This window comes from Metabacillus halosaccharovorans, from assembly GCF_002019635.1.
Lineage (GTDB): Bacteria > Bacillota > Bacilli > Bacillales > Bacillaceae > Metabacillus > Metabacillus halosaccharovorans.
The window spans coordinates 1-17,669 of sequence record NZ_KV917371.1 but is presented as its reverse complement, the minus strand read 5'-3'; the positions used below and the strand labels follow the sequence as shown (position 1 = coordinate 17,669).

The following is a 17,669-nucleotide window of genomic DNA, read 5'->3' as shown; positions in this document are numbered from 1 at the left end:
AGTCAGCTGCAGCGAATAATTGTTCTACGAAGCAAGGCAAGTCAGCATTTAATTGCTTTTTCTATATGCTGACTTTCAGGAGGTGTTGCCAAAAAAATTAAAGATAGATTGTTAAATTAGTAGATAAGGGACTCAGGAGTTGGCAGCGGATTGAAATACAACCGCAGCTAAATGGATAAGGTTTTTAAATACTGACGAAGGAGATGTATAATGGTGTATAAAAAATTGTTAGCCCTTACTGCGGCTTCTTCCATGCTATTAAACTTTGTGCCAAGTAATGGGTCGATTGCTTCGGCGCAGCAAAATGAAAGTAATATTGAAAATAAGCTGGTAAGTACAAATTCAGCGGAACAAATCATGAAAGCTGTGTTGGATGATGTTCCTGAAGTCATTGGGGCACCAAATATAGAACTTGAAGTTCAAGTGAAATTAGATGAACTGGCAAAAGGAAAATACACATCTTTACATGCATCTTTTAATATTCCTGATAGCCTAACAGTGACTGGGGTAGAGTTCAATTCGAAAAACATTATGGGTGGAGCCAGTTCTTATACGTATTCAAAGGACAATTTAAATCTTCAAGTTAAGGGTGGGAATGTAAGTTTTGCGCATAAAGGGTCAGATATATTCGCAACAATCAAACTAAAAGTAAAAGATTTTGTGACCTCCGACCGGACCGATGTTATCCGGACCAATTCTATTACAGCCGAACGTAGAAATGGCAAGGATATTGTCTATTCCGTAGATGAAGCAGTAGCCAACATTGGGTTGAAGCAATTGGATACAGGTGCGATTGCAAAAATTCCTGGTTATGCCAATTCGCTGATGAGCCATAAATTTGGTGCTGATCCACATGCGATGGTCTATGATGGTAGAGTTTATATTTATATGACAAACGACGAATTCGAATATGATGCAAACGGAAATCTTATAGATAATACCTATAGCAAAATCAATACAGTTAATGTCATCTCATCTGATGATATGATCAACTGGACGGATCACGGTGCAATTCCTGTAGCGGGTCCTAACGGTGCGGCAAAGTGGGCAACTCAATCATGGGCCGTATCCGTTGAACATAAGGAGATTGATGGAAAAGATAAATTCTTCCTCTATTTTTCTAATAATGCGTCAGGCATTGGTGTTCTTACATCCGATAGTCCGATTGGGCCATGGACAGATCCGCTCGGTAAGCCGTTAATCGGCCGGAATGATCCTGCAGCTCAAGGTGTTGCCTGGCTATTTGATCCGGCTGGCTTTGTCGATGACGATGGTCAAGCTTATTTGTACTATGGTGGAGGAGTACCAGGCAATCCGCCTACACAGGAGCAAGCCGAACACCCGGCAACTGCAAGAGTCATTAAACTAAGTGATGACATGATTCATACCGTAGGGGAACCACAAGTCATTGATGCCCCATTCTTGTTCGAAGCATCAGGTATGCACAAGAAAAACGGTAAATACTATTACTCTTATAGTACGAACTTCTCAGGTGTGCGACAGGAAGATGATCCGGGGACAGGTGAAATTGCGTATATGACCAGTGATTCTCCAATGGGACCGTGGACGTATGAGGGGACAGCACTTAGGAACCCATGGGTATTCTTCGGTGTCGGAGGAAATAACCATCAAGATTTCTTTGAGTTCAAGGGTCAAACGTATATCACATACCATGCCCAAACAGTAGCTAAAGCCATGAACAAAGCTAAAGGTTATCGTTCTCCTCATATTAATAAAGTCGAATATGATGAGAATGGCAAGATGAAAGATGTCAAAGCTGATATGAAAGGTGTATCCCAGGTAGCAAACCTTGACCCGTATAAACGGAACGAGGCTGAAACAATCGGCTGGAATGCAGGTATTAAAACTGAGAAATCCGAAGCACCTGGCAGTATGGTTGAAAGCATTAACCTTAATGTAACCGATATTAATAATGGAGATTGGGTGGCAGTCTCTCAAGCGGATTTAGGTAAAAATGGTGCTGCATCCTTTGTAGCAAATATTGCCTCAACTGTCGGCGGTGAGATTGAAATTCGCGTAGACAGCCCAGTTGGTGAAGTGATCGGAACGCTCGACGTTAACCCGACTGGAGGAGACCAGGAATGGCAATTGATGAAGACCAATGTCAAGAATGTTAGCGGCACACGCAATATCTTCTTCATCTTTAAGGGAGAAGGAGAGAACAGCTTATTTAATATGGATTATTGGAAATTCACGGAGAAAGAATAATCCTAAAAAACACGGGCTTCCGACATTAGTTGGAGGCCCGTTCTTCACCTTCATATGGGAGTTAATTTTCATCAATAAAGGTGTGGGAAGTCGTTTTTTTTCAAATCGAACTATAAATAACCGAGCGAAGCCGTGGGTGATGGTAAGCCTCAAAGTTAGGGAGCATTTGCTGCATATACACAGCAGAAAGCTTTTCTTTTGGATCGATCATGACCCACGTGCCAGCTAAACCACACCATCCGAATTCTCCGATTGAACTGTTACTGCCAGCTAACGCGGGATCGATCATGACTCTAACACCCAATCCATAACCATAGCCCTTCAGATAGTCCCAATTATAGGATGGCAACACTTCTGGCTGTAGATGATTGGTGGACATTAGTTCAATCGTCTTCCTGCTTAAAATCTTGACATTGTTAAGCTCACCTCCGTTTGCCAACATATGGGCAAATCGACTATAGTCGCCTAACGTAGACAGCAAACCACCGCCACCGCTTTCAAACCTGGCTTCTGGCTGATAATTCCCATCCATTAAAGAATTTATTGTTAGCTCCCCATTTTCATTACGATTATAAAGGCTGCAAAGACGTTCTTTTTTCTCCTCGGGAACCTTGAAAAATGTATCCTTCATTTCCAGGGGATCAAAAATTTCATCTTTTAAAAACGTTCCAAATGATTTACCGGATAATACTTCAATTAGTGCTCCCAATACGTCATGACTATAACCATAGTGCCATTTTGTCCCCGGTTCAAAGGCAAGTGGAATATCGCTTAGTATTTTGGAGAGGGTTCTTACATCTAAATTCTCAGACCCCTTGTCGTTGTTATAGTTATTGAGTGCTAATGTAACCTGACGTTCGGTTTCATTTCCTTCCCCTCCATAGGTTAAACCAGAGGTCATCATGAAGAGATCTTTAACCCTGATTGATTTTGAAGAGGGAATGATAGCCAACTCTCCGTTCTGATTTCTATGGTAAACTTTTAGTTCTTTGAATTCAGGAAGATACTCTTCAAGAGGATCGTTCAGCAAAAACATCCCCCGTTCATATAAAATAAGGGCAGCCACACATGTGACCACTTTGGTGTTTGAATAAATTCTATAAATCGTATCTGTTGAAATTGGTTTTCTCATTTCAAGGTCAGCATAGCCAATATAATCTTCAAATACTGTTTGCCCTTGATAGGTTACGGAACAGGCACATCCAGCAGGACCTTTCTCGACAAAGCTTTTTAATAATGGGTGTAGCTTTTCAAAAGATTTCAAACAGATTCCCTCCTTATGAAGCATCGGATTGCAAAAAATAGATGATACTTCCATTTAACCATTAATTGCTATTTGTCACAAGATTCTAATTATTCTATGTTTTATGCATGCCCAGCAAGCGAGTGCTTTAGATTTCAGTCCTTAATCTAAAAAACGTTATTTAAAAAACCTTATAAGAAGGATAAACGTTAGATAAAACGAATATATTTTTTAGGCAATGAAAGGAATGGAGGGAAATTATGAAGGTTCTTATATTAGGAGGAACTCGTTTTTTAGGAAAAGCATTGGTAGAAGAAGGATTAAAAAGAGGGCATGAAATCACTCTATTTAATCGCGGGAACAATAAAGAGGTGTTTTCCGAAGTGGAGCAGCTCATCGGTGATAGAGACGGAGATGTATCACAGCTCGAAAACAGGAAATGGGATGTCGTTATGGATACATGTGGATTCGCTCCCCACCAAATGAAAAAGATTGCAGCGGTGCTAGGGAAAACAATTGACCATTATACATATATTTCTAGCATCTCTGTTTATAAAGATTGGGTTCCGTCTAATATATCGGAGGACTATCATTTACAGTCCATCCCACATGATCGATTGAAAGATATATTGAAAGACGTTGAGGAAGGGAGAATTTCTCCTTATGAGCAATATGGAGCGTTAAAAGTACTGTGTGAAGCAGAGGCAGAGAAATACTGGCCGGGGCGTGTGTTGCATATCAGAGCAGGGCAGCTTGTCGGACCGTTTGACTATACGGATAGGCTTCCGTACTGGGTTCAGCGAGTGGCAGAAGGTGGAAAGATCGTGGTACCGGGAAGACCGGAACGTCCAATTCAACTGCTCGACGTAAGAGATATTGCCACATGGGTGTTCGATATGGTGCAAAAAAAGAAAGCTGGAACGTTTAATGTGACAGGCCCTGATTATGAATTGTCGATGGAAGAGCTTTTAAACACGTGTAAAGCGGTGGCAAACAGAGATGCTGAATTTGTCTGGGTAGATGAACAATTTGTACTTGATCACAAAGTACAACCGTGGTCGGAAATGCCGTTATGGATCCCAGAACATTTCCCGTTAGAAGGAGAAACTGAACCGTGGAATATGGGGATTAGTATAAAAAAAGCTTTAGACGTCGGGCTTTCCTTCCGTCCCCTTAAAGAAACCATACGTGATGTGTATCAATGGGAGAAAGAGAGACAAGATTCAAAACGAAAAACAGGGATATCGCGTGAAAAAGAGCGACAGTTGCTAGATGCCTGGTTCCAAAAGGAGAAAAGCGAGACATTTTGATTGAGGATGTTTTTGTGAGAACAAAATATATAAGCAGAAAGGTAGGATATCTTTACCTTTCTGCTTATAAAAACATTCTGTTATTCGAGATTAGCATGTTTACTAAACATAGACGAAGAAGTTAATCCTTCCAGTTCCATATATCTTAATATTAAACTATCGAAAAACAGTAACAAAGTTTGTTCAAAAAGGGATGCCATTGGTTGAATGGTTTGATACTCGCTCGTTTCCTGGTTTTTAGGTGAACCGGGCATTTTGACAACAATATCCGCTAGTTTTCCAATAGTGGATTCAGGATTGATAGTAACAACAGCAACTTTAGCTCTATAACCTATTGCTTTCTCAGTCATCGATACTAAGCTTTTTGTTTCTCCTGATCCAGATGCAATAATAAGTAAATCATTTTCTGCAATATTAGCGGTAACTGTTTCGCCGACAACATATGAATCGATCCCCATATGCATCATTCTCATGGCAAATGATTTCCCCATAAAACCTGAACGGCCAGCACCGGCAACAAACACTTTATTTGCGGATCTAATGGCTTGAACTAAACTCTCGGCATTAGCATCCGTGATATATTGAACAGAATGGTTTAACTCTTCCAATACTTTTGAGAGATAATAAGACGTCTCCATATAACTGACCCGATTAGACTAAAGTAGCTTCTTTTACTAATTTTTGCATTTCAGATGCGACAGCTTTCTTATCATCTTTCCCTGTGATCCCGCCGCCAACAATCACTAAATCAGGCCCGGCTGCAATAACTTCTGGTAGTGTTTCTAATTTAATACCGCCAGCTACAGCAGTCTTTGCATTTGATACAATACGTTTAATTGTGCGTAGTTGTTCAAACGAATTCTCACCTTCAGCCTGCAGATCATATCCGGTATGTACGCAAATGTAATCAACACCCAGACCATCAATTTCTTTTGCACGTTGTTCAATATCTTTTACATTAATCATATCAACGAGAATTTTAGTTCCGTGCTTTTTCGCTTCCTCAACCGCACCTTTAATTGTCGCATCATCTGTTGCACCAAGAATTGTGACAATTCCGGCACCTGCTTCAGACGCTTTCAACACTTCATAACTCCCGGCATCCATAACCTTTAAATCTGCTAATACTGTAAGGTCTGGAAATGCTTCTTTTACTTCTTTCACCGCTCTTAATCCTTCGTTAATAACGACTGGTGTACCAATTTCAACAATATCTATAAATTCCTGAACTTCACTCACCACTTGTTTTGCTTCTTCAATATTAACTAAATCTAATGCTAGTTGTAGTTTCATCTTATTTCCTCCTTAACCTCGACTGTTTGTGTTTTCTTACAGTATCAATTATATTAGAATTGTTCAAAACTAAAAGTACGCACTTTTAAATCATATAGTGTATAAAAGTATACTAACTGCTATTGAGTATACGAAGGAGGAACCCATGAGCCGTTTTGATGAGAAGATATTTAATTGTGAAAAAGAACTAACCTTACAAGTGATTGGCGGAAAGTGGAAAATGCTGATCATGTGGCATTTAGGAAAGGATGGAACACTGCGCTTCAACCAATTAAAATCATTGATTCCAGGAATCACTCAACGTATGTTAGTCAATCAGTTAAGAGAACTCGAAGAAGACTTAATCGTCCATCGTGAAGTATACGCTGTTGTACCTCCAAAAGTGGAATACTCTTTAACCGAACAAGGGAAGACATTAATGCCGATCTTAGAGTCAATGTACGAGTGGGGAAAGAATTATCGAAAAAAATATTTAGAACACACAACATTCACAGAGGATGCTGCCAAATAATGATGGTTAAAAAGAGTGCTAGGTGTAATATAAGGCAAGCTCCAAAAAGAGCGCAGCCAATAGCGCTCTTTTTCATGGGTAGACTGTAAAATATCAAAAAAACTTGTAGGAAATGAAGTTGAAAATATGTTTATGTAATACTATGAGTGTATTAAACATGAAATGCTCCAATAGTAGCTGCCAATTTATTTGTAAATATATGACTTGCAAATCTAATCAATTTGTTAATTAGATTCCCTAATAATAATTTTTCCGTTATAGATTTTTTTGACAGGAATTTGTTTTTTACCATTAATCTTATTTGCCATATGATCTACTAAGTCATTAGACATATCCTTTATACGATTACAGATAGTAGAAACTTGTGGAGTAGTAGCCAATGATATGGGATGATTGTCAAAACCGATAACTGAAAAATCCTGTGGTATTTTTATGTCATGTATTTCTGCAGATTTTATTAAACCAGCAGCTACAAAATCACTTCCAGCGATAATCCCCTCAATTTCTAAACGATTTTTGAAAAGTCGTAGACCTAATGTGATTCCATTTTCTACAGTTGAAATTTGATTAAATATATAATCCTTAGTATGATTTAATCCTTTTTTATCATGAGCAAGAATAAAACCCCTTAATCTTGCTTGTTGAGAAGGAGTATCGATATTATCTGAGCAGAATCCTATCTTTGTTAAGCCTTTATTTAGAAGATATGTAGTTGCTTCAAAGGTTACGTTTTCCTCGTTCAAGCAAAAGACGTCAAAATAGTTTCCTGAAAAATCTTCATTACAAGCAACAAGTAAATTCTTCTGTGTGCATTCAGCAATCTCTTCTTCTGATAAAAGCGAAGATGTCAAAATAATCCCATCCAACTCCTTGTTCCGAAGTTGGGTATAGACTTCTCTTTCTAATTTTTTGCTTGAAAAGGTTTGATGTACTACAGTTTTAAATCCTTTTCTGTTGCATTCCGAAGAAATGGAACTAACGAGTTGGCTGAAATAGGGGTGATTTAAATCAGGGACGAGGATACCTATACACTTTGTTTGCTTTTGACGAAATTGCTTAGCTATAGAATTTGGAACATAATTTAGCTCTTCAATAACTTTTTCGACCTTCATTCTATTTTCAGTTGAAATGTAAGGATGGTTATTAAGCACTCTTGAAACTGTAGATTTTGAAACACCGCTTAATCGCGCAATATCATATATAGTAACCATTATGCACCTCGAAAAAAAGTATTGACCTGGGACCGCTCCCATCATTTATCTTTTTAATATGTAAATGATTGGGGTGTAAACGATGAATTTTAAACTTAATAAATCTTTTTCTGTTTCTAATGAGGTCAAGTATTTAATCTTTTTTGATTTTGATGAAACGTATTATCCTCATGCTTGTACTGAAGAGCAACTGAACAGTTTATATGAGCTAGAGGAGTACCTAAACGAACTTTCCAATGAACAGGCCGTCAAAATTGGATGGATAACTGGTAGTGATCTTTATCAGATTGTTCATAAAGTGGAACGAACAAAAATGGTTTATAGTCCTCATTTTATAGCAAGTAACCTAGGAACTGAAGTTTATGATGTAAGAGAAAATGGTCAATTAATTGCTAATAAGGAATGGGAAAGCAGATTACAGAATTCTAATTTCACAAGCAACAAGATAACGGAGTTAGTGAGAGAACTTAATAATCAATTTAGAATAAAACTTGTAGAGCAAACACAATTAGGTCAAAAGCGTTACAAATTCAACTATTACTACTATATGAGCTCCCAGACACAAACTCAACATGATTTAAATATAATTAGGCATTTAGCAAAAATAAATGGTATTGGATTAAATATAAACCGTTGTAATCCAAATGCAGGAGACCCAGAAAGTGCATTTGATGTTGACTTTATTCCTAAGTATACAGGTAAAAAAGAGGTAGTAAAGTTTGTGATGAACCTTTACAAAGTTCCTCTTACTAACACAATTGCTTTTGGCGATAGTGGTAATGATATAGAAATGCTAAAAACGGTTCAACATGGCTATTTATTAGCAAATGCAACTGCAGAAGCTAGGAGTTTACATCATAAGGTGACACAATCAGATTATTCTAAAGGAATCTTAGAAGTGCTTAAAAATATTTTTAGTAATATGAAAAAGGAAGATTAGAAGGGATTTTAATATATAGAGAGAATTAACATGAATAGCAAATGATGATTGTTTATTTCTATTCTATTCGAGGAGTTGGGAAAATAAATATTTCAATAAGAGAGTTACCTGAATGCGAAGTAGCATTTATTAGACGTGTTGGAAGTTACTTTGAACCACAAGAACATTGGGAGAAATTGATATATTGGGCCGTAAATAATGGACTTTTTTCGCCGTATAAACGTTTTATAGGAATATCTTTAGACAATCCAGAATTAGTGGAAGGTTACAATTGTCGTCACGATGCTTGTGTTACAATTCCGGAGGATTTTGATAAAAAGAAACATAATGATATGCAATATAAAATGATAGATGGTGGGCTGTATGCTTTATATCAATTTTATGATACACCTGAAAAATTAAATATTGCATATCAATTCATGTTCGAACAATGGCTGCTAAATAGTGATTATGATGCAGACTATGATAGATATAATCTTGAATTTAATATGAACAATCCCGAGGATGACCCGGAAGGGAAATGCAAGGTCGATTTATTTGTGCCAATTAAAAAAGGCATATGATCGATTTCGACCGACTCAAAAAAATCTAGAACAATAGATCTAAATAGTTTACACTATTTAGATCTTATTGTTCTCCTCTATCTTCAAAACCTCCCTTGCTGCTTCTATGAAAGATAATATGATCGGTGAAAGCCACTTGTCTTTATGCCATGACATCTGTGTATATACATCCAAGTCTGAAATTCGCCAAGGAAGAGCAATAAGTTCACCTCGTTCAACTTCGACTTTAGTTACTATTTCAGGAAGAAAGGCAATACCGATTCCCGAAATTGCACATTGTTTAATGGCTTCGGCACTTTGAAACTCTAAAGAGGAAATACGATCAATGTCTCCTTTCTTAAATGTTCGATCAAACATCGTTCGATAGGGACAGCCCTTTTCATTAATAAGAAACACTTCTTCGTGGAAATCTTCAAGCTGTAATACATGTTGTTTCGCAAGTGGGTGATCTGGTGCGGCGAAAAAGCGAAACGTTTCTTCCGTCAATGGTTCCGTTGCAAGTCCCGTTGATCGAATCGGTTCGTCCAGTATAAAGGCAACATCCGAGGTTCCCTCAAAGAGCGTTTGTTTGAGTAGTTGATTTGGAACGGAGCGGAAGATAATACGAACTCCCGGATGCCTCGAACGAAAAAGTTTAAAGACATCTGGAAGTCGATAGGCGCAAACAACCTCATTGGCACTGATTGTTAGGGTACCGCTTAGAATTTCATTATCATGAAGGACGCTGCGAGCTTCCTCCAATTTGTTTAGAATTTCCTGGACGTGAGTTAAAAAACGTTTACCCTCAGTGGTGAGAACGAGCTGCTTTCCTAAGCGATCAAAGAGACGAACATCAAGTTCTTCCTCCAATGCTTTTATTTGCATTGTGACGTTGGATGGGACGTAGTTTAGTGCTTCAGCAGCTCTACTGAAATTTAAAGTTGTTGCAACTGTTTGAAACGTATACAGTTGGCGCAATTCCATCAGGGTTCCTCCTTTACTTTCAATATTATTGAATACTACATTTAATTTTGTTCACTTTTATTGAAAGTAACACGGCTTTATACTAAATAACAAGAAATACATTCTAAATGTATGTGTTTCATTTAGAAAGGAGTGACAACTCAATGGAGGAGTTTGAGATTTTTAATTTAGGTGATGTAACCTTGCAATCCGGAGTGACGTTACCAAGTGCTTTTCTTGCATATAAGACTTATGGAAAATTGAATGAAAGGAAAGATAATGTTATCGTTTATCCGACGGCTTTTGGCGACCGGCATGTTAATAATGAATGGTTAATTGGAAACGGCATGGCACTGGATCCACAGAAATATTTCATTATCGTTCCAAATTTGCTAGGGAACGGATTATCTTCTTCCCCAAGTAATACGCCTGCACCATTCGACAAGGCTAATTTTCCACAGGTAACCATCTATGACAACATTCAATTACAATATCGACTGGTGACGGAAAAATTCGGTATTCAGAAGATTGCTCTTGTAGTTGGATGGTCATTGGGAGGTCTCCAATCATTCCAATGGGGGGCAAGTTATCCTGACATGGTGGAGCGAATTGCCTCTTTCTGCGGAAATGCAAAAACGTGGCCGCAAACGTATGTCGTCCTCGATGGACTCAAGGCAGCTCTCCTAGCCTCAGTTGGCTCGGATTCTACTAAGCTAAACCAGTTGACTTCTGATGACATGCGTGCTGTTGGTCGTGTCTATGCAGGGTGGGGATTATCGCAGACCTTCTATAAAGAAGAACTTTTTCGTGAACTGGGATTTGACTCATTGGAAGATTTTGCGGTTGGGGTTTGGGAAAAAAGTTTTATGAGTATGGATCCGCACAATGTACTAGCCATGTTATGGACAGGACAACATGCAGATATTAGTGCAAACCCCACGTTTAATGGAGAGTTTGATGAGGCACTCAAAAGCATTGAAGCGATTACTTATATCTTGCCTGGAAGTACAGATCTCTTCTGTACTGCAGACAATAACGAATATGAGGCTAAGCTTGTACCTAATGCTGAATATCATTCTATCAAATCAGTATGGGGTCATTTTGCCGGTCGTGGAATTAACAGTACCGATAATACATTTATTGATGACAAACTAAAGCGCCTATTGGCTCTTCGTACTAATAGGTAAATTATTTCCATGTCCAAGTGAGTAACACTAGTAAGATACTAATATCTACTTTACTCTATTTATCTATTCTGATGATTTAAATCCATTAATTTTATCTTAAATGTCTTGTAATTTTTCTCGAATGGTTGAAAATTTTAGTGTAGTATAATTGACGATTACCTCAGAAGTAATCGTCTTTTTAGAAGAAATATAAAAACTGACTATATATATTGACAAAATGAAATAAATTAAATAAAATTATCTCATATTCAAGATTATTTAATTCGAGATAAATGATGTTATAAGTTTTTTTACCTTTAATAGGAGGGGTCATATGGAAAGAAACTGCTCGAATCATCCGTGTGGAGAAAGTAACATTGATAGATAGTGGTACAGCTTTAATCAGTACTGTCCGCAATAATATGATTATTTTTCACTCTAATATACCTCGATATGGAGATTCTTTAATTAAGGAGATTAGAAAATATGGATTTTATACAATTAGTAAAAGAGAGACGATCAGCAAATAACTTTCTTCCTGGTCATTCGATAAAAAAAGAAGAACTAAATGAAATATTTGAATTAGTTAAACTTGCTCCATCAGCTTTTAATCTTCAACATACAAAATATGTAACTGTAATAGATCCAGTTGTGAAAGAGAAATTAAAGGCGGCTGCTAATGGACAATATAAAGTATCAAGTTCTTCTGCGGTTATTATTGTTCTCGGTGATAAAAAAGCATTTCAACAAGCATCTGATATTTATGCTGGGTTAAAAATGCTAGGAATTATAAATAAACAAGAATATGACCAAATGGTCGATGATACAGTGACATTTTATGAATCTAGAGGTCAAGATTTTCAGAGAGATGAAGCGATTAGAAATGCTTCCTTATCATCGATGCTATTTATGATGGCCGCAAAGGAAAAAGGATGGGATACCTGTCCTATGATTGGCTTTGACTCTGAAGCAGTCAAGAATATATTAAATATTGATGATCATCATGAAGTGGTTTTAATGATGACAATAGGGAAAGAAAAAGTAGAGAGTAGAAGAGCACGAGGTTATCGTAAACCAATAAATGAATTTGTTACCTATCTATAACAAATGAGCTAGAAACTTAGTTAAATTCTTAATAAGTGGGAGTGTGAATAAAATGAATAGAAAAACAATGGGTATACACCATATAACGGCAATCGTGGGTCATCCTCAAGAGAATGTTGATTTTTATGCAGGTGTGTTAGGTCTGCGTCTAGTAAAACAAACGGTCAATTTCGACGATCCAGGGACTTACCATCTTTATTTTGGTGATGAAGGTGGTAAACCAGGCACAATTATGACATTCTTTCCATGGGCAGGAGCACGCCAAGGTGTGATAGGAGACGGTCAAGTAGGAGTTACATCTTTCGTTGTTCCAAAAAATGCTTTGGGTTTTTGGAAAATAAGATTAGAATCATTCAAAATAACATTTACTGAAATGGATAGATTTGGTGAGAAGTACTTGGAATTTGATGATCCACATGGGCTTCACTTGGAAATAGTTGAGAGACAAGAGGGTGAGGCTAATACATGGAACTTTGGAGGATTAACCCCTGAAGTTGCGATTAAAGGGTTTGGTGGAGCGACCTTATTATCAACCCAGCCAGATAAAACTGCGGAATTATTAGAAAAGGTAATGGGACTTGAACTTGTTGCAAAAGAAGGCGATTTTAGTCGTTTCCGTTCTTCAGCAGAGATTGGTAATATCATTGATTTAAAACAGACTCCTATTGGGCGAGGACAAATGGGCGTCGGAACAGTACATCACATCGCATGGCGAGCAATTGATGACCAAGATCAATTAGTTTGGCAAAAATATGTATCAGAGAATGGCTATCAGGTTACACCTGTACAAGACAGGAACTACTTTAATGCTATTTACTTTAGAGAACATGGAGAGATTCTTTTTGAAATTGCAACAGATCCTCCAGGATTTGCACATGATGAATTATTGGAGAAAATGGGAGAAAAATTGATGTTACCTCATCAGTATGAACAATATAGAGAACGAATCGAACAGGGGTTAATACCAATTAATGTAAGAGAGCTAAACTAATTTTTTGAAAGGGAATGATTTCTTTGCTATCAATTGACCCGGCAGACAATAGCGAAAGAGAGAATTACAAATTTTTAATAGGTAGCATTATACCGAGACCTATTGCATTTGTCACGACAAGCTCAAAGGAGGGCGTTCTAAACGGCGCCCCATTTAGTTACTTTAATATCGTATCTTCAAATCCGCCAATGATTTCATTATCCATTCAACGATCAAAGGAGAGACAAAAGGATACAGCAAGAAACATCATTGAATCAAAAGAGTTTGTTGTCCATATCGTTGATGAAGACAACGTTGAAAAGGTGAATGAAACAGCTGCTACCCTTCCATCTAATCAGAGTGAAGTAATGGTAGCTAAATTAACTCCAGTTGAAAGTGAAAAAGTGTCAGTTCCTGGAGTAAAAGAATCTAAAATTCGAATGGAATGTGTGCTGGAGCATTCTTTAGAACTGGGCGGTGTGAATACACCAGGATGTGATTTTATCATAGGAAAAGTTGTTCAATTTCATATTGAAGATAGTATTTATGAAAAAGGAAGAATTGATCCAAAGGCCTTAGGAGCCGTTAGTCGATTAGCAGGTGTAAACTATGCAAAAATAGGTGAGATATTTTCGATAGAACGACCAAATTAAACCAAATTTAAGAAAGGAGGGGTTTAGAATGCAAAACCGCAATTTAATATAAGCTCTTTTCTGTAACAAGCTCGAAATTACCTTGATTTTACAGTTATTTCTTTGCTAAAATTTAGTAAGAGATGTAATGAGAGGGGAATCTAGACTACATATGTGGAAAGCCTTGTAATGATTCATTAATTGGATAGAGACAGGAATATTAAAAAGTGCTTATTAAGTATGCGGAACTGTCTATCTGAATTCATTCAAGGGACACATGGTGTGGACAATTAAACCCCCGTATTCTTGAGCAGATACCTTTGTATATCTGCTTTTATTATTGGGTAAAAATACATCTTTATTGACACAATCAGACCGTCCCTAATATGGGAGGGATTTTAATGAATAGTAATAATGAAAAAATTGCGGTTATTACCGGGGTTAGTAACGAAAAAGGAATCGGTGCTGCGATATGTCGCAGACTGGCAACTGAGGGAATAGATATTTTCTTTACACATTGGAATGCGGATTCTAACTGGGAAAAGGTTTTTCAAAGTGAAATGATTAAATCTGGAGTCCGCTGTGTTGGGATCGAACTAGATTTGTCAAAGAGAGATTCACCCCAGCTTTTGATGAGAGAAGTCACAAATATGTTAGGCATTCCTTCGATATTAGTAAATAATGCTGCACATTCAATTGATTCAAATTTTATGGATTTAGATGCAAAGATTTTGGATGACCATTATTATGTGAATGTGAGAGCGACAAGCCTTCTCTGTGTAGAGTTTGCTAGATTAATACAGAAAACGAATAGTAAGTTTGGACGTATTATTAATTTAACTTCTGGTCAACAATTAGGACCTATGCCCGGAAATTTAGCCTATGTTGCAACAAAAGGTGCAATCTCATCCTTTACACTCTCTTTATCTGCTGAATTGGCGCATTTGGGCATTACAGTAAATGCTGTGAATCCTGGTCCAACAGACTCGACTTGGATGACAGATGAGATAAGAGAATATCTCCGACCTAAATTCCCAATGGGTCGTATTGGTCAAACAGATGATGCAGCCCGTATCATCTCATTTCTTGCTAGTGAGGATGCAGGTTGGATAACAGGTCAGGTTATCCATTCAGAAGGTGGGTTTTATCGGGGGTAGAAAGATCCTCATACTCAACTATTAACACTTAATATAGAAACCTTGTAAATGGTGCGTTAATCATGAGTGATTACGCACTATTTTATATTTAACCTAATTGCTGTGATGAAAAAGAACAGAAGTTTATACTGTATTCCTTCCACTTACAAAAAGATAAAAGAAAAATACGTGTAAGGAATTCCTATTTACAAAAAGGTGAATACTTATTATAGTTATTAAAGAGTCGTTATGTCTTTAATTAAGGGAGATAAATATACAATGGAATTCTGGGAATCAAGTTTTATAGAAAAACAAACAATGTGGGGATTTGAGCCTACTGACTCTGCCATCCTAACTAAGGATTTTTTTCTTGAAAAGAATGTGAAAGAAATTCTGATACCTGGTATTGGATATGGCAGAAATGCAAAGGTGTTTATTGACAATGGAATAAATGTAACAGGTATTGAAATTTCAAAAACAGCGATTGATTTGGCAGCGCAAAACGGCCTTGATTGCAATATTTATCATGGCTCTGTATCTGACATGCCTTTTGACAACAAACAATATGACGGTATATTTAGCCATGCACTTATTCATTTATTGAATAAAGATGAAAGAGAAAAATTTATTCAAGATTGCTATAATCAGTTAAAACCAAATGGATATATGATTTTTACAACTGTTTCAAAAAAAGCCCCAATGTTTGGAAAGGGTAAACAATTGGATGAGGATTATTTCGAGATAATGGATGGAGTAAAAATGTATTTTTATGATTCTGACTCTATAAAATTAGACTTTGGAAAATATGGACTAGTAGAGTTTTTAGAAATTGATGAGCCAAATAAGATAATGAAAGGAAAGCCCTCAATTAATTTTAATATGGTCATTTGTAAAGGCTGTTTTCGTAAAAATTGTGCTATACCATAAGGCTATAACAAAGAAAACTCGCATTAGAAAACTGCGAGTTTTTGTTATTTAAGGATTTGCTTATTCAACTAAAGCACCCCTTTAGTTTAAGTGTACTTGTTCACAAACTTATTAATTAAATAGTTACATCTATTTTTTTTCAATCGCCATACGCAAGTTCGAGATAACTCCAATAAGCAATACTAACGAACAAACCATTTTTTCAAAAGGTGTTCCAAACAATTGTTGTATAAATCCAAAAGACCAAAGTACAACAAAAAACCAACATATAACGGTTATTCCTCTTATGTATTTATATAGTTTAATTCTACCAACAATCAACGTAAAAACTACTCCAATAATAGAAATAACGATATTTATAACAGATATTGGTAGCTGTTCATCGAATGATTCAGACCTTCCACCATTAACCCATTTGAATGGAATACTTTTGCTTATAATAAGAAAGTGGATTAAGATAGTCAAAGAGTAAAAAATAATGCCCATAAATACAGCAGTTTTTATATTAATTTTCCTGAGTTTTTCTAAAATAAAATCACCTCATTTTTCTTCCTGTTTCAATTTTATTAATCCAGTAATATACTAATCCTATATCTCTTACCATCTGACAGGTAACTGAAAGTAAGATTTCGAAGAGTTATCAAAAATCACCATTATTCTTAAACAGAGCAAAACATCGGCTAGGTATTCTTGTTGAACTAAACTGCCCCTTTAGTACAATAAGAAAAAAGCTGCTGCTTCTGCAAACCCTTTAATGAATTATTTTGTCGAATGAGAGGAAAGTCCCCTCCCGATAAGGTTTGCAGAAACAGGTTTTCTACCCAATTCTCTTGCCCAAATTGATAATTGTCCTATATGGTGAATTTCATGAGCAATGGCATGGCGCATAACTTCACCCCAAGTATCTGTTACAATTCTTCCATCAGGCAGGGTGTCGTAAAATAATTGATTTTCCATACTGGCATCCCAGTTGTTCACAAAGTTCTCTACTTCTAAATGAAATTCTGCGTCCAATTTTCGAACCTTATCCAAGCTGTTATAATAATTAAAACTCTCCTGAAAGTCCGCTTTCCCCTGTAATAGACGTATCCAGCTCCACTCGACATCAACAATATGGAAAAGTGTATGTAAAATACTGCCCATCCCACCTGTTCGAGTATGCAAAAGCTCTTCCTCACTTAAATCTTCACACCAGTTATACCAATCTTTTCGTATCATCCAGTTATATTTAAAAAGAGTTTGCATTAAAGCCCCTCCGCAATAAGAAATATATTAATCTTAAAATATACTTTAGGAATATAAAAAACTTACTTACTATTAATACTTCTTCAGTCATAGTTTAAATTCCTTGTTCAACTATCCTGCCCCGTTCGTATTATAAGGTTAGCCAGAATGCTAAATATTTCTGGTTGACCTTTTTTAAAATGGTTTTATTATATCAGTAGCCAGGGTAGAACGTATCTGCCCGTGGGGCTTCGACCCCGTCAGCTAA

General features: G+C 36.8%; 18 protein-coding genes. 11 read left to right on the top strand and 7 right to left on the bottom strand.

The genetic code is table 11. The annotated features are described in order from the left end of the window. Positions 1-210: 210 nt before the first annotated feature. On the top strand, positions 211-2,229 hold the full coding sequence (locus tag BK577_RS00090) for a glycoside hydrolase family 43 protein (protein ID WP_245823399.1): 2,019 nt from the start codon (positions 211-213) through the stop codon (positions 2,227-2,229). Positions 2,230-2,329: 100 nt separating this feature from the next. On the opposite strand, the gene BK577_RS00085 is transcribed toward BK577_RS00090, so the two are convergent. Beyond that, positions 2,330-3,493, bottom strand: a complete 1,164-nt coding sequence (locus BK577_RS00085; RefSeq protein WP_078431047.1) for a serine hydrolase domain-containing protein — start codon at positions 3,491-3,493, stop codon at positions 2,330-2,332. Positions 3,494-3,732: 239 nt separating this feature from the next. Between BK577_RS00085 and BK577_RS00080 the strand changes: the two genes are divergently transcribed. Beyond that, a complete protein-coding gene (locus BK577_RS00080) occupies positions 3,733-4,782 on the top strand; it encodes an NAD-dependent epimerase/dehydratase family protein (protein WP_078431046.1) in 1,050 nt (349 codons plus the stop codon). An 80-nt stretch (positions 4,783-4,862) separates the two neighbouring features. Here the strand turns inward: BK577_RS00080 and hxlB are convergent, their stop codons facing one another. Both hxlB and hxlA read right to left on the bottom strand, forming a co-directional pair. Then, complete coding sequence (hxlB, locus tag BK577_RS00075; protein WP_078431045.1) at positions 4,863-5,420, bottom strand: 6-phospho-3-hexuloisomerase; 558 nt, start codon at positions 5,418-5,420, stop codon at positions 4,863-4,865. Positions 5,421-5,433: 13 nt separating this feature from the next. Beyond that, positions 5,434-6,075 carry a 3-hexulose-6-phosphate synthase gene (hxlA, locus tag BK577_RS00070; protein WP_078431044.1) on the bottom strand — a complete coding sequence of 214 codons (642 nt, stop codon included), beginning with the start codon at positions 6,073-6,075 and terminating at the stop codon, positions 5,434-5,436. A 145-nt stretch (positions 6,076-6,220) separates the two neighbouring features. On the opposite strand from hxlA, the gene BK577_RS00065 reads away from it, so the two are divergent. Continuing rightward, complete coding sequence (locus BK577_RS00065; RefSeq protein ID WP_078431043.1) at positions 6,221-6,586, top strand: winged helix-turn-helix transcriptional regulator; 366 nt, start codon at positions 6,221-6,223, stop codon at positions 6,584-6,586. 224 nt (positions 6,587-6,810) lie between these two features. Here BK577_RS00065 and BK577_RS00060 read toward each other — a convergent pair whose 3' ends face one another. Continuing rightward, the gene (locus tag BK577_RS00060; protein ID WP_169908047.1) at positions 6,811-7,797 is read right to left on the bottom strand and encodes a LacI family DNA-binding transcriptional regulator; all 987 of its coding nucleotides are present in this window, start codon (positions 7,795-7,797) and stop codon (positions 6,811-6,813) included. 82 nt (positions 7,798-7,879) lie between these two features. Between BK577_RS00060 and BK577_RS00055 the strand changes: the two genes are divergently transcribed. Both BK577_RS00055 and BK577_RS00050 read left to right on the top strand, forming a co-directional pair. Continuing rightward, entirely contained in the window at positions 7,880-8,737 is an 858-nt protein-coding gene (locus tag BK577_RS00055) for an HAD-IIB family hydrolase (RefSeq protein ID WP_078431041.1), read from the top strand. An 83-nt stretch (positions 8,738-8,820) separates the two neighbouring features. Further along, positions 8,821-9,300, top strand: a complete 480-nt coding sequence (locus tag BK577_RS00050; protein WP_078433403.1) for an AraC family transcriptional regulator — start codon at positions 8,821-8,823, stop codon at positions 9,298-9,300. 57 nt (positions 9,301-9,357) lie between these two features. Here the strand turns inward: BK577_RS00050 and BK577_RS00045 are convergent, their stop codons facing one another. Then, positions 9,358-10,263 carry a LysR family transcriptional regulator gene (locus BK577_RS00045; RefSeq protein WP_078431040.1) on the bottom strand — a complete coding sequence of 302 codons (906 nt, stop codon included), beginning with the start codon at positions 10,261-10,263 and terminating at the stop codon, positions 9,358-9,360. A 143-nt stretch (positions 10,264-10,406) separates the two neighbouring features. On the opposite strand from BK577_RS00045, the gene BK577_RS00040 reads away from it, so the two are divergent. The 6 genes from BK577_RS00040 (at position 10,407) to BK577_RS00015 (ending at position 16,177) form a co-directional block, all read left to right on the top strand. After that, entirely contained in the window at positions 10,407-11,429 is a 1,023-nt protein-coding gene (locus tag BK577_RS00040; protein WP_078431039.1) for an alpha/beta fold hydrolase, read from the top strand. Between the two features lie 465 nt (positions 11,430-11,894). Then, positions 11,895-12,512 (top strand): nitroreductase family protein, encoded by a 618-nt coding sequence (locus BK577_RS00035; RefSeq protein WP_078431038.1) that lies wholly within the window; start codon positions 11,895-11,897, stop codon positions 12,510-12,512. A 52-nt stretch (positions 12,513-12,564) separates the two neighbouring features. Further along, positions 12,565-13,503 (top strand): ring-cleaving dioxygenase, encoded by a 939-nt coding sequence (locus BK577_RS00030; RefSeq protein ID WP_078431037.1) that lies wholly within the window; start codon positions 12,565-12,567, stop codon positions 13,501-13,503. 23 nt (positions 13,504-13,526) lie between these two features. Next, entirely contained in the window at positions 13,527-14,135 is a 609-nt protein-coding gene (locus tag BK577_RS00025; RefSeq protein ID WP_078431036.1) for a flavin reductase family protein, read from the top strand. Between the two features lie 380 nt (positions 14,136-14,515). Then, the gene (locus tag BK577_RS00020) at positions 14,516-15,271 is read left to right on the top strand and encodes an SDR family oxidoreductase (RefSeq protein WP_078431035.1); all 756 of its coding nucleotides are present in this window, start codon (positions 14,516-14,518) and stop codon (positions 15,269-15,271) included. Between the two features lie 258 nt (positions 15,272-15,529). After that, complete coding sequence (locus tag BK577_RS00015; protein WP_078431034.1) at positions 15,530-16,177, top strand: class I SAM-dependent methyltransferase; 648 nt, start codon at positions 15,530-15,532, stop codon at positions 16,175-16,177. 129 nt (positions 16,178-16,306) lie between these two features. Here BK577_RS00015 and BK577_RS25825 read toward each other — a convergent pair whose 3' ends face one another. Then, complete coding sequence (locus BK577_RS25825) at positions 16,307-16,642, bottom strand: hypothetical protein (RefSeq protein WP_169908046.1); 336 nt, start codon at positions 16,640-16,642, stop codon at positions 16,307-16,309. 294 nt (positions 16,643-16,936) lie between these two features. Next, entirely contained in the window at positions 16,937-17,422 is a 486-nt protein-coding gene (locus BK577_RS00005; RefSeq protein ID WP_078431032.1) for a DinB family protein, read from the bottom strand. Positions 17,423-17,669: the final 247 nt, after the last annotated feature.

Coding starts and splice junctions, on each gene's coding strand:
- BK577_RS00090 (WP_245823399.1), top strand. CDS start 211: ATGGTGTATAAAAAATTGTTAGCCCTTACTGCGGCTTCTTCCATGCTA.
- BK577_RS00080 (WP_078431046.1), top strand. CDS start 3,733: ATGAAGGTTCTTATATTAGGAGGAACTCGTTTTTTAGGAAAAGCATTG.
- hxlB (WP_078431045.1), bottom strand. CDS start 5,420: ATGGAGACGTCTTATTATCTCTCAAAAGTATTGGAAGAGTTAAACCAT.
- hxlA (WP_078431044.1), bottom strand. CDS start 6,075: ATGAAACTACAACTAGCATTAGATTTAGTTAATATTGAAGAAGCAAAA.
- BK577_RS00065 (WP_078431043.1), top strand. CDS start 6,221: ATGAGCCGTTTTGATGAGAAGATATTTAATTGTGAAAAAGAACTAACC.
- BK577_RS00060 (WP_169908047.1), bottom strand. CDS start 7,797: ATGGTTACTATATATGATATTGCGCGATTAAGCGGTGTTTCAAAATCT.
- BK577_RS00055 (WP_078431041.1), top strand. CDS start 7,880: ATGAATTTTAAACTTAATAAATCTTTTTCTGTTTCTAATGAGGTCAAG.
- BK577_RS00045 (WP_078431040.1), bottom strand. CDS start 10,263: ATGGAATTGCGCCAACTGTATACGTTTCAAACAGTTGCAACAACTTTA.
- BK577_RS00040 (WP_078431039.1), top strand. CDS start 10,407: ATGGAGGAGTTTGAGATTTTTAATTTAGGTGATGTAACCTTGCAATCC.
- BK577_RS00035 (WP_078431038.1), top strand. CDS start 11,895: ATGGATTTTATACAATTAGTAAAAGAGAGACGATCAGCAAATAACTTT.
- BK577_RS00030 (WP_078431037.1), top strand. CDS start 12,565: ATGAATAGAAAAACAATGGGTATACACCATATAACGGCAATCGTGGGT.
- BK577_RS00020 (WP_078431035.1), top strand. CDS start 14,516: ATGAATAGTAATAATGAAAAAATTGCGGTTATTACCGGGGTTAGTAAC.
- BK577_RS00015 (WP_078431034.1), top strand. CDS start 15,530: ATGGAATTCTGGGAATCAAGTTTTATAGAAAAACAAACAATGTGGGGA.
- BK577_RS00005 (WP_078431032.1), bottom strand. CDS start 17,422: ATGCAAACTCTTTTTAAATATAACTGGATGATACGAAAAGATTGGTAT.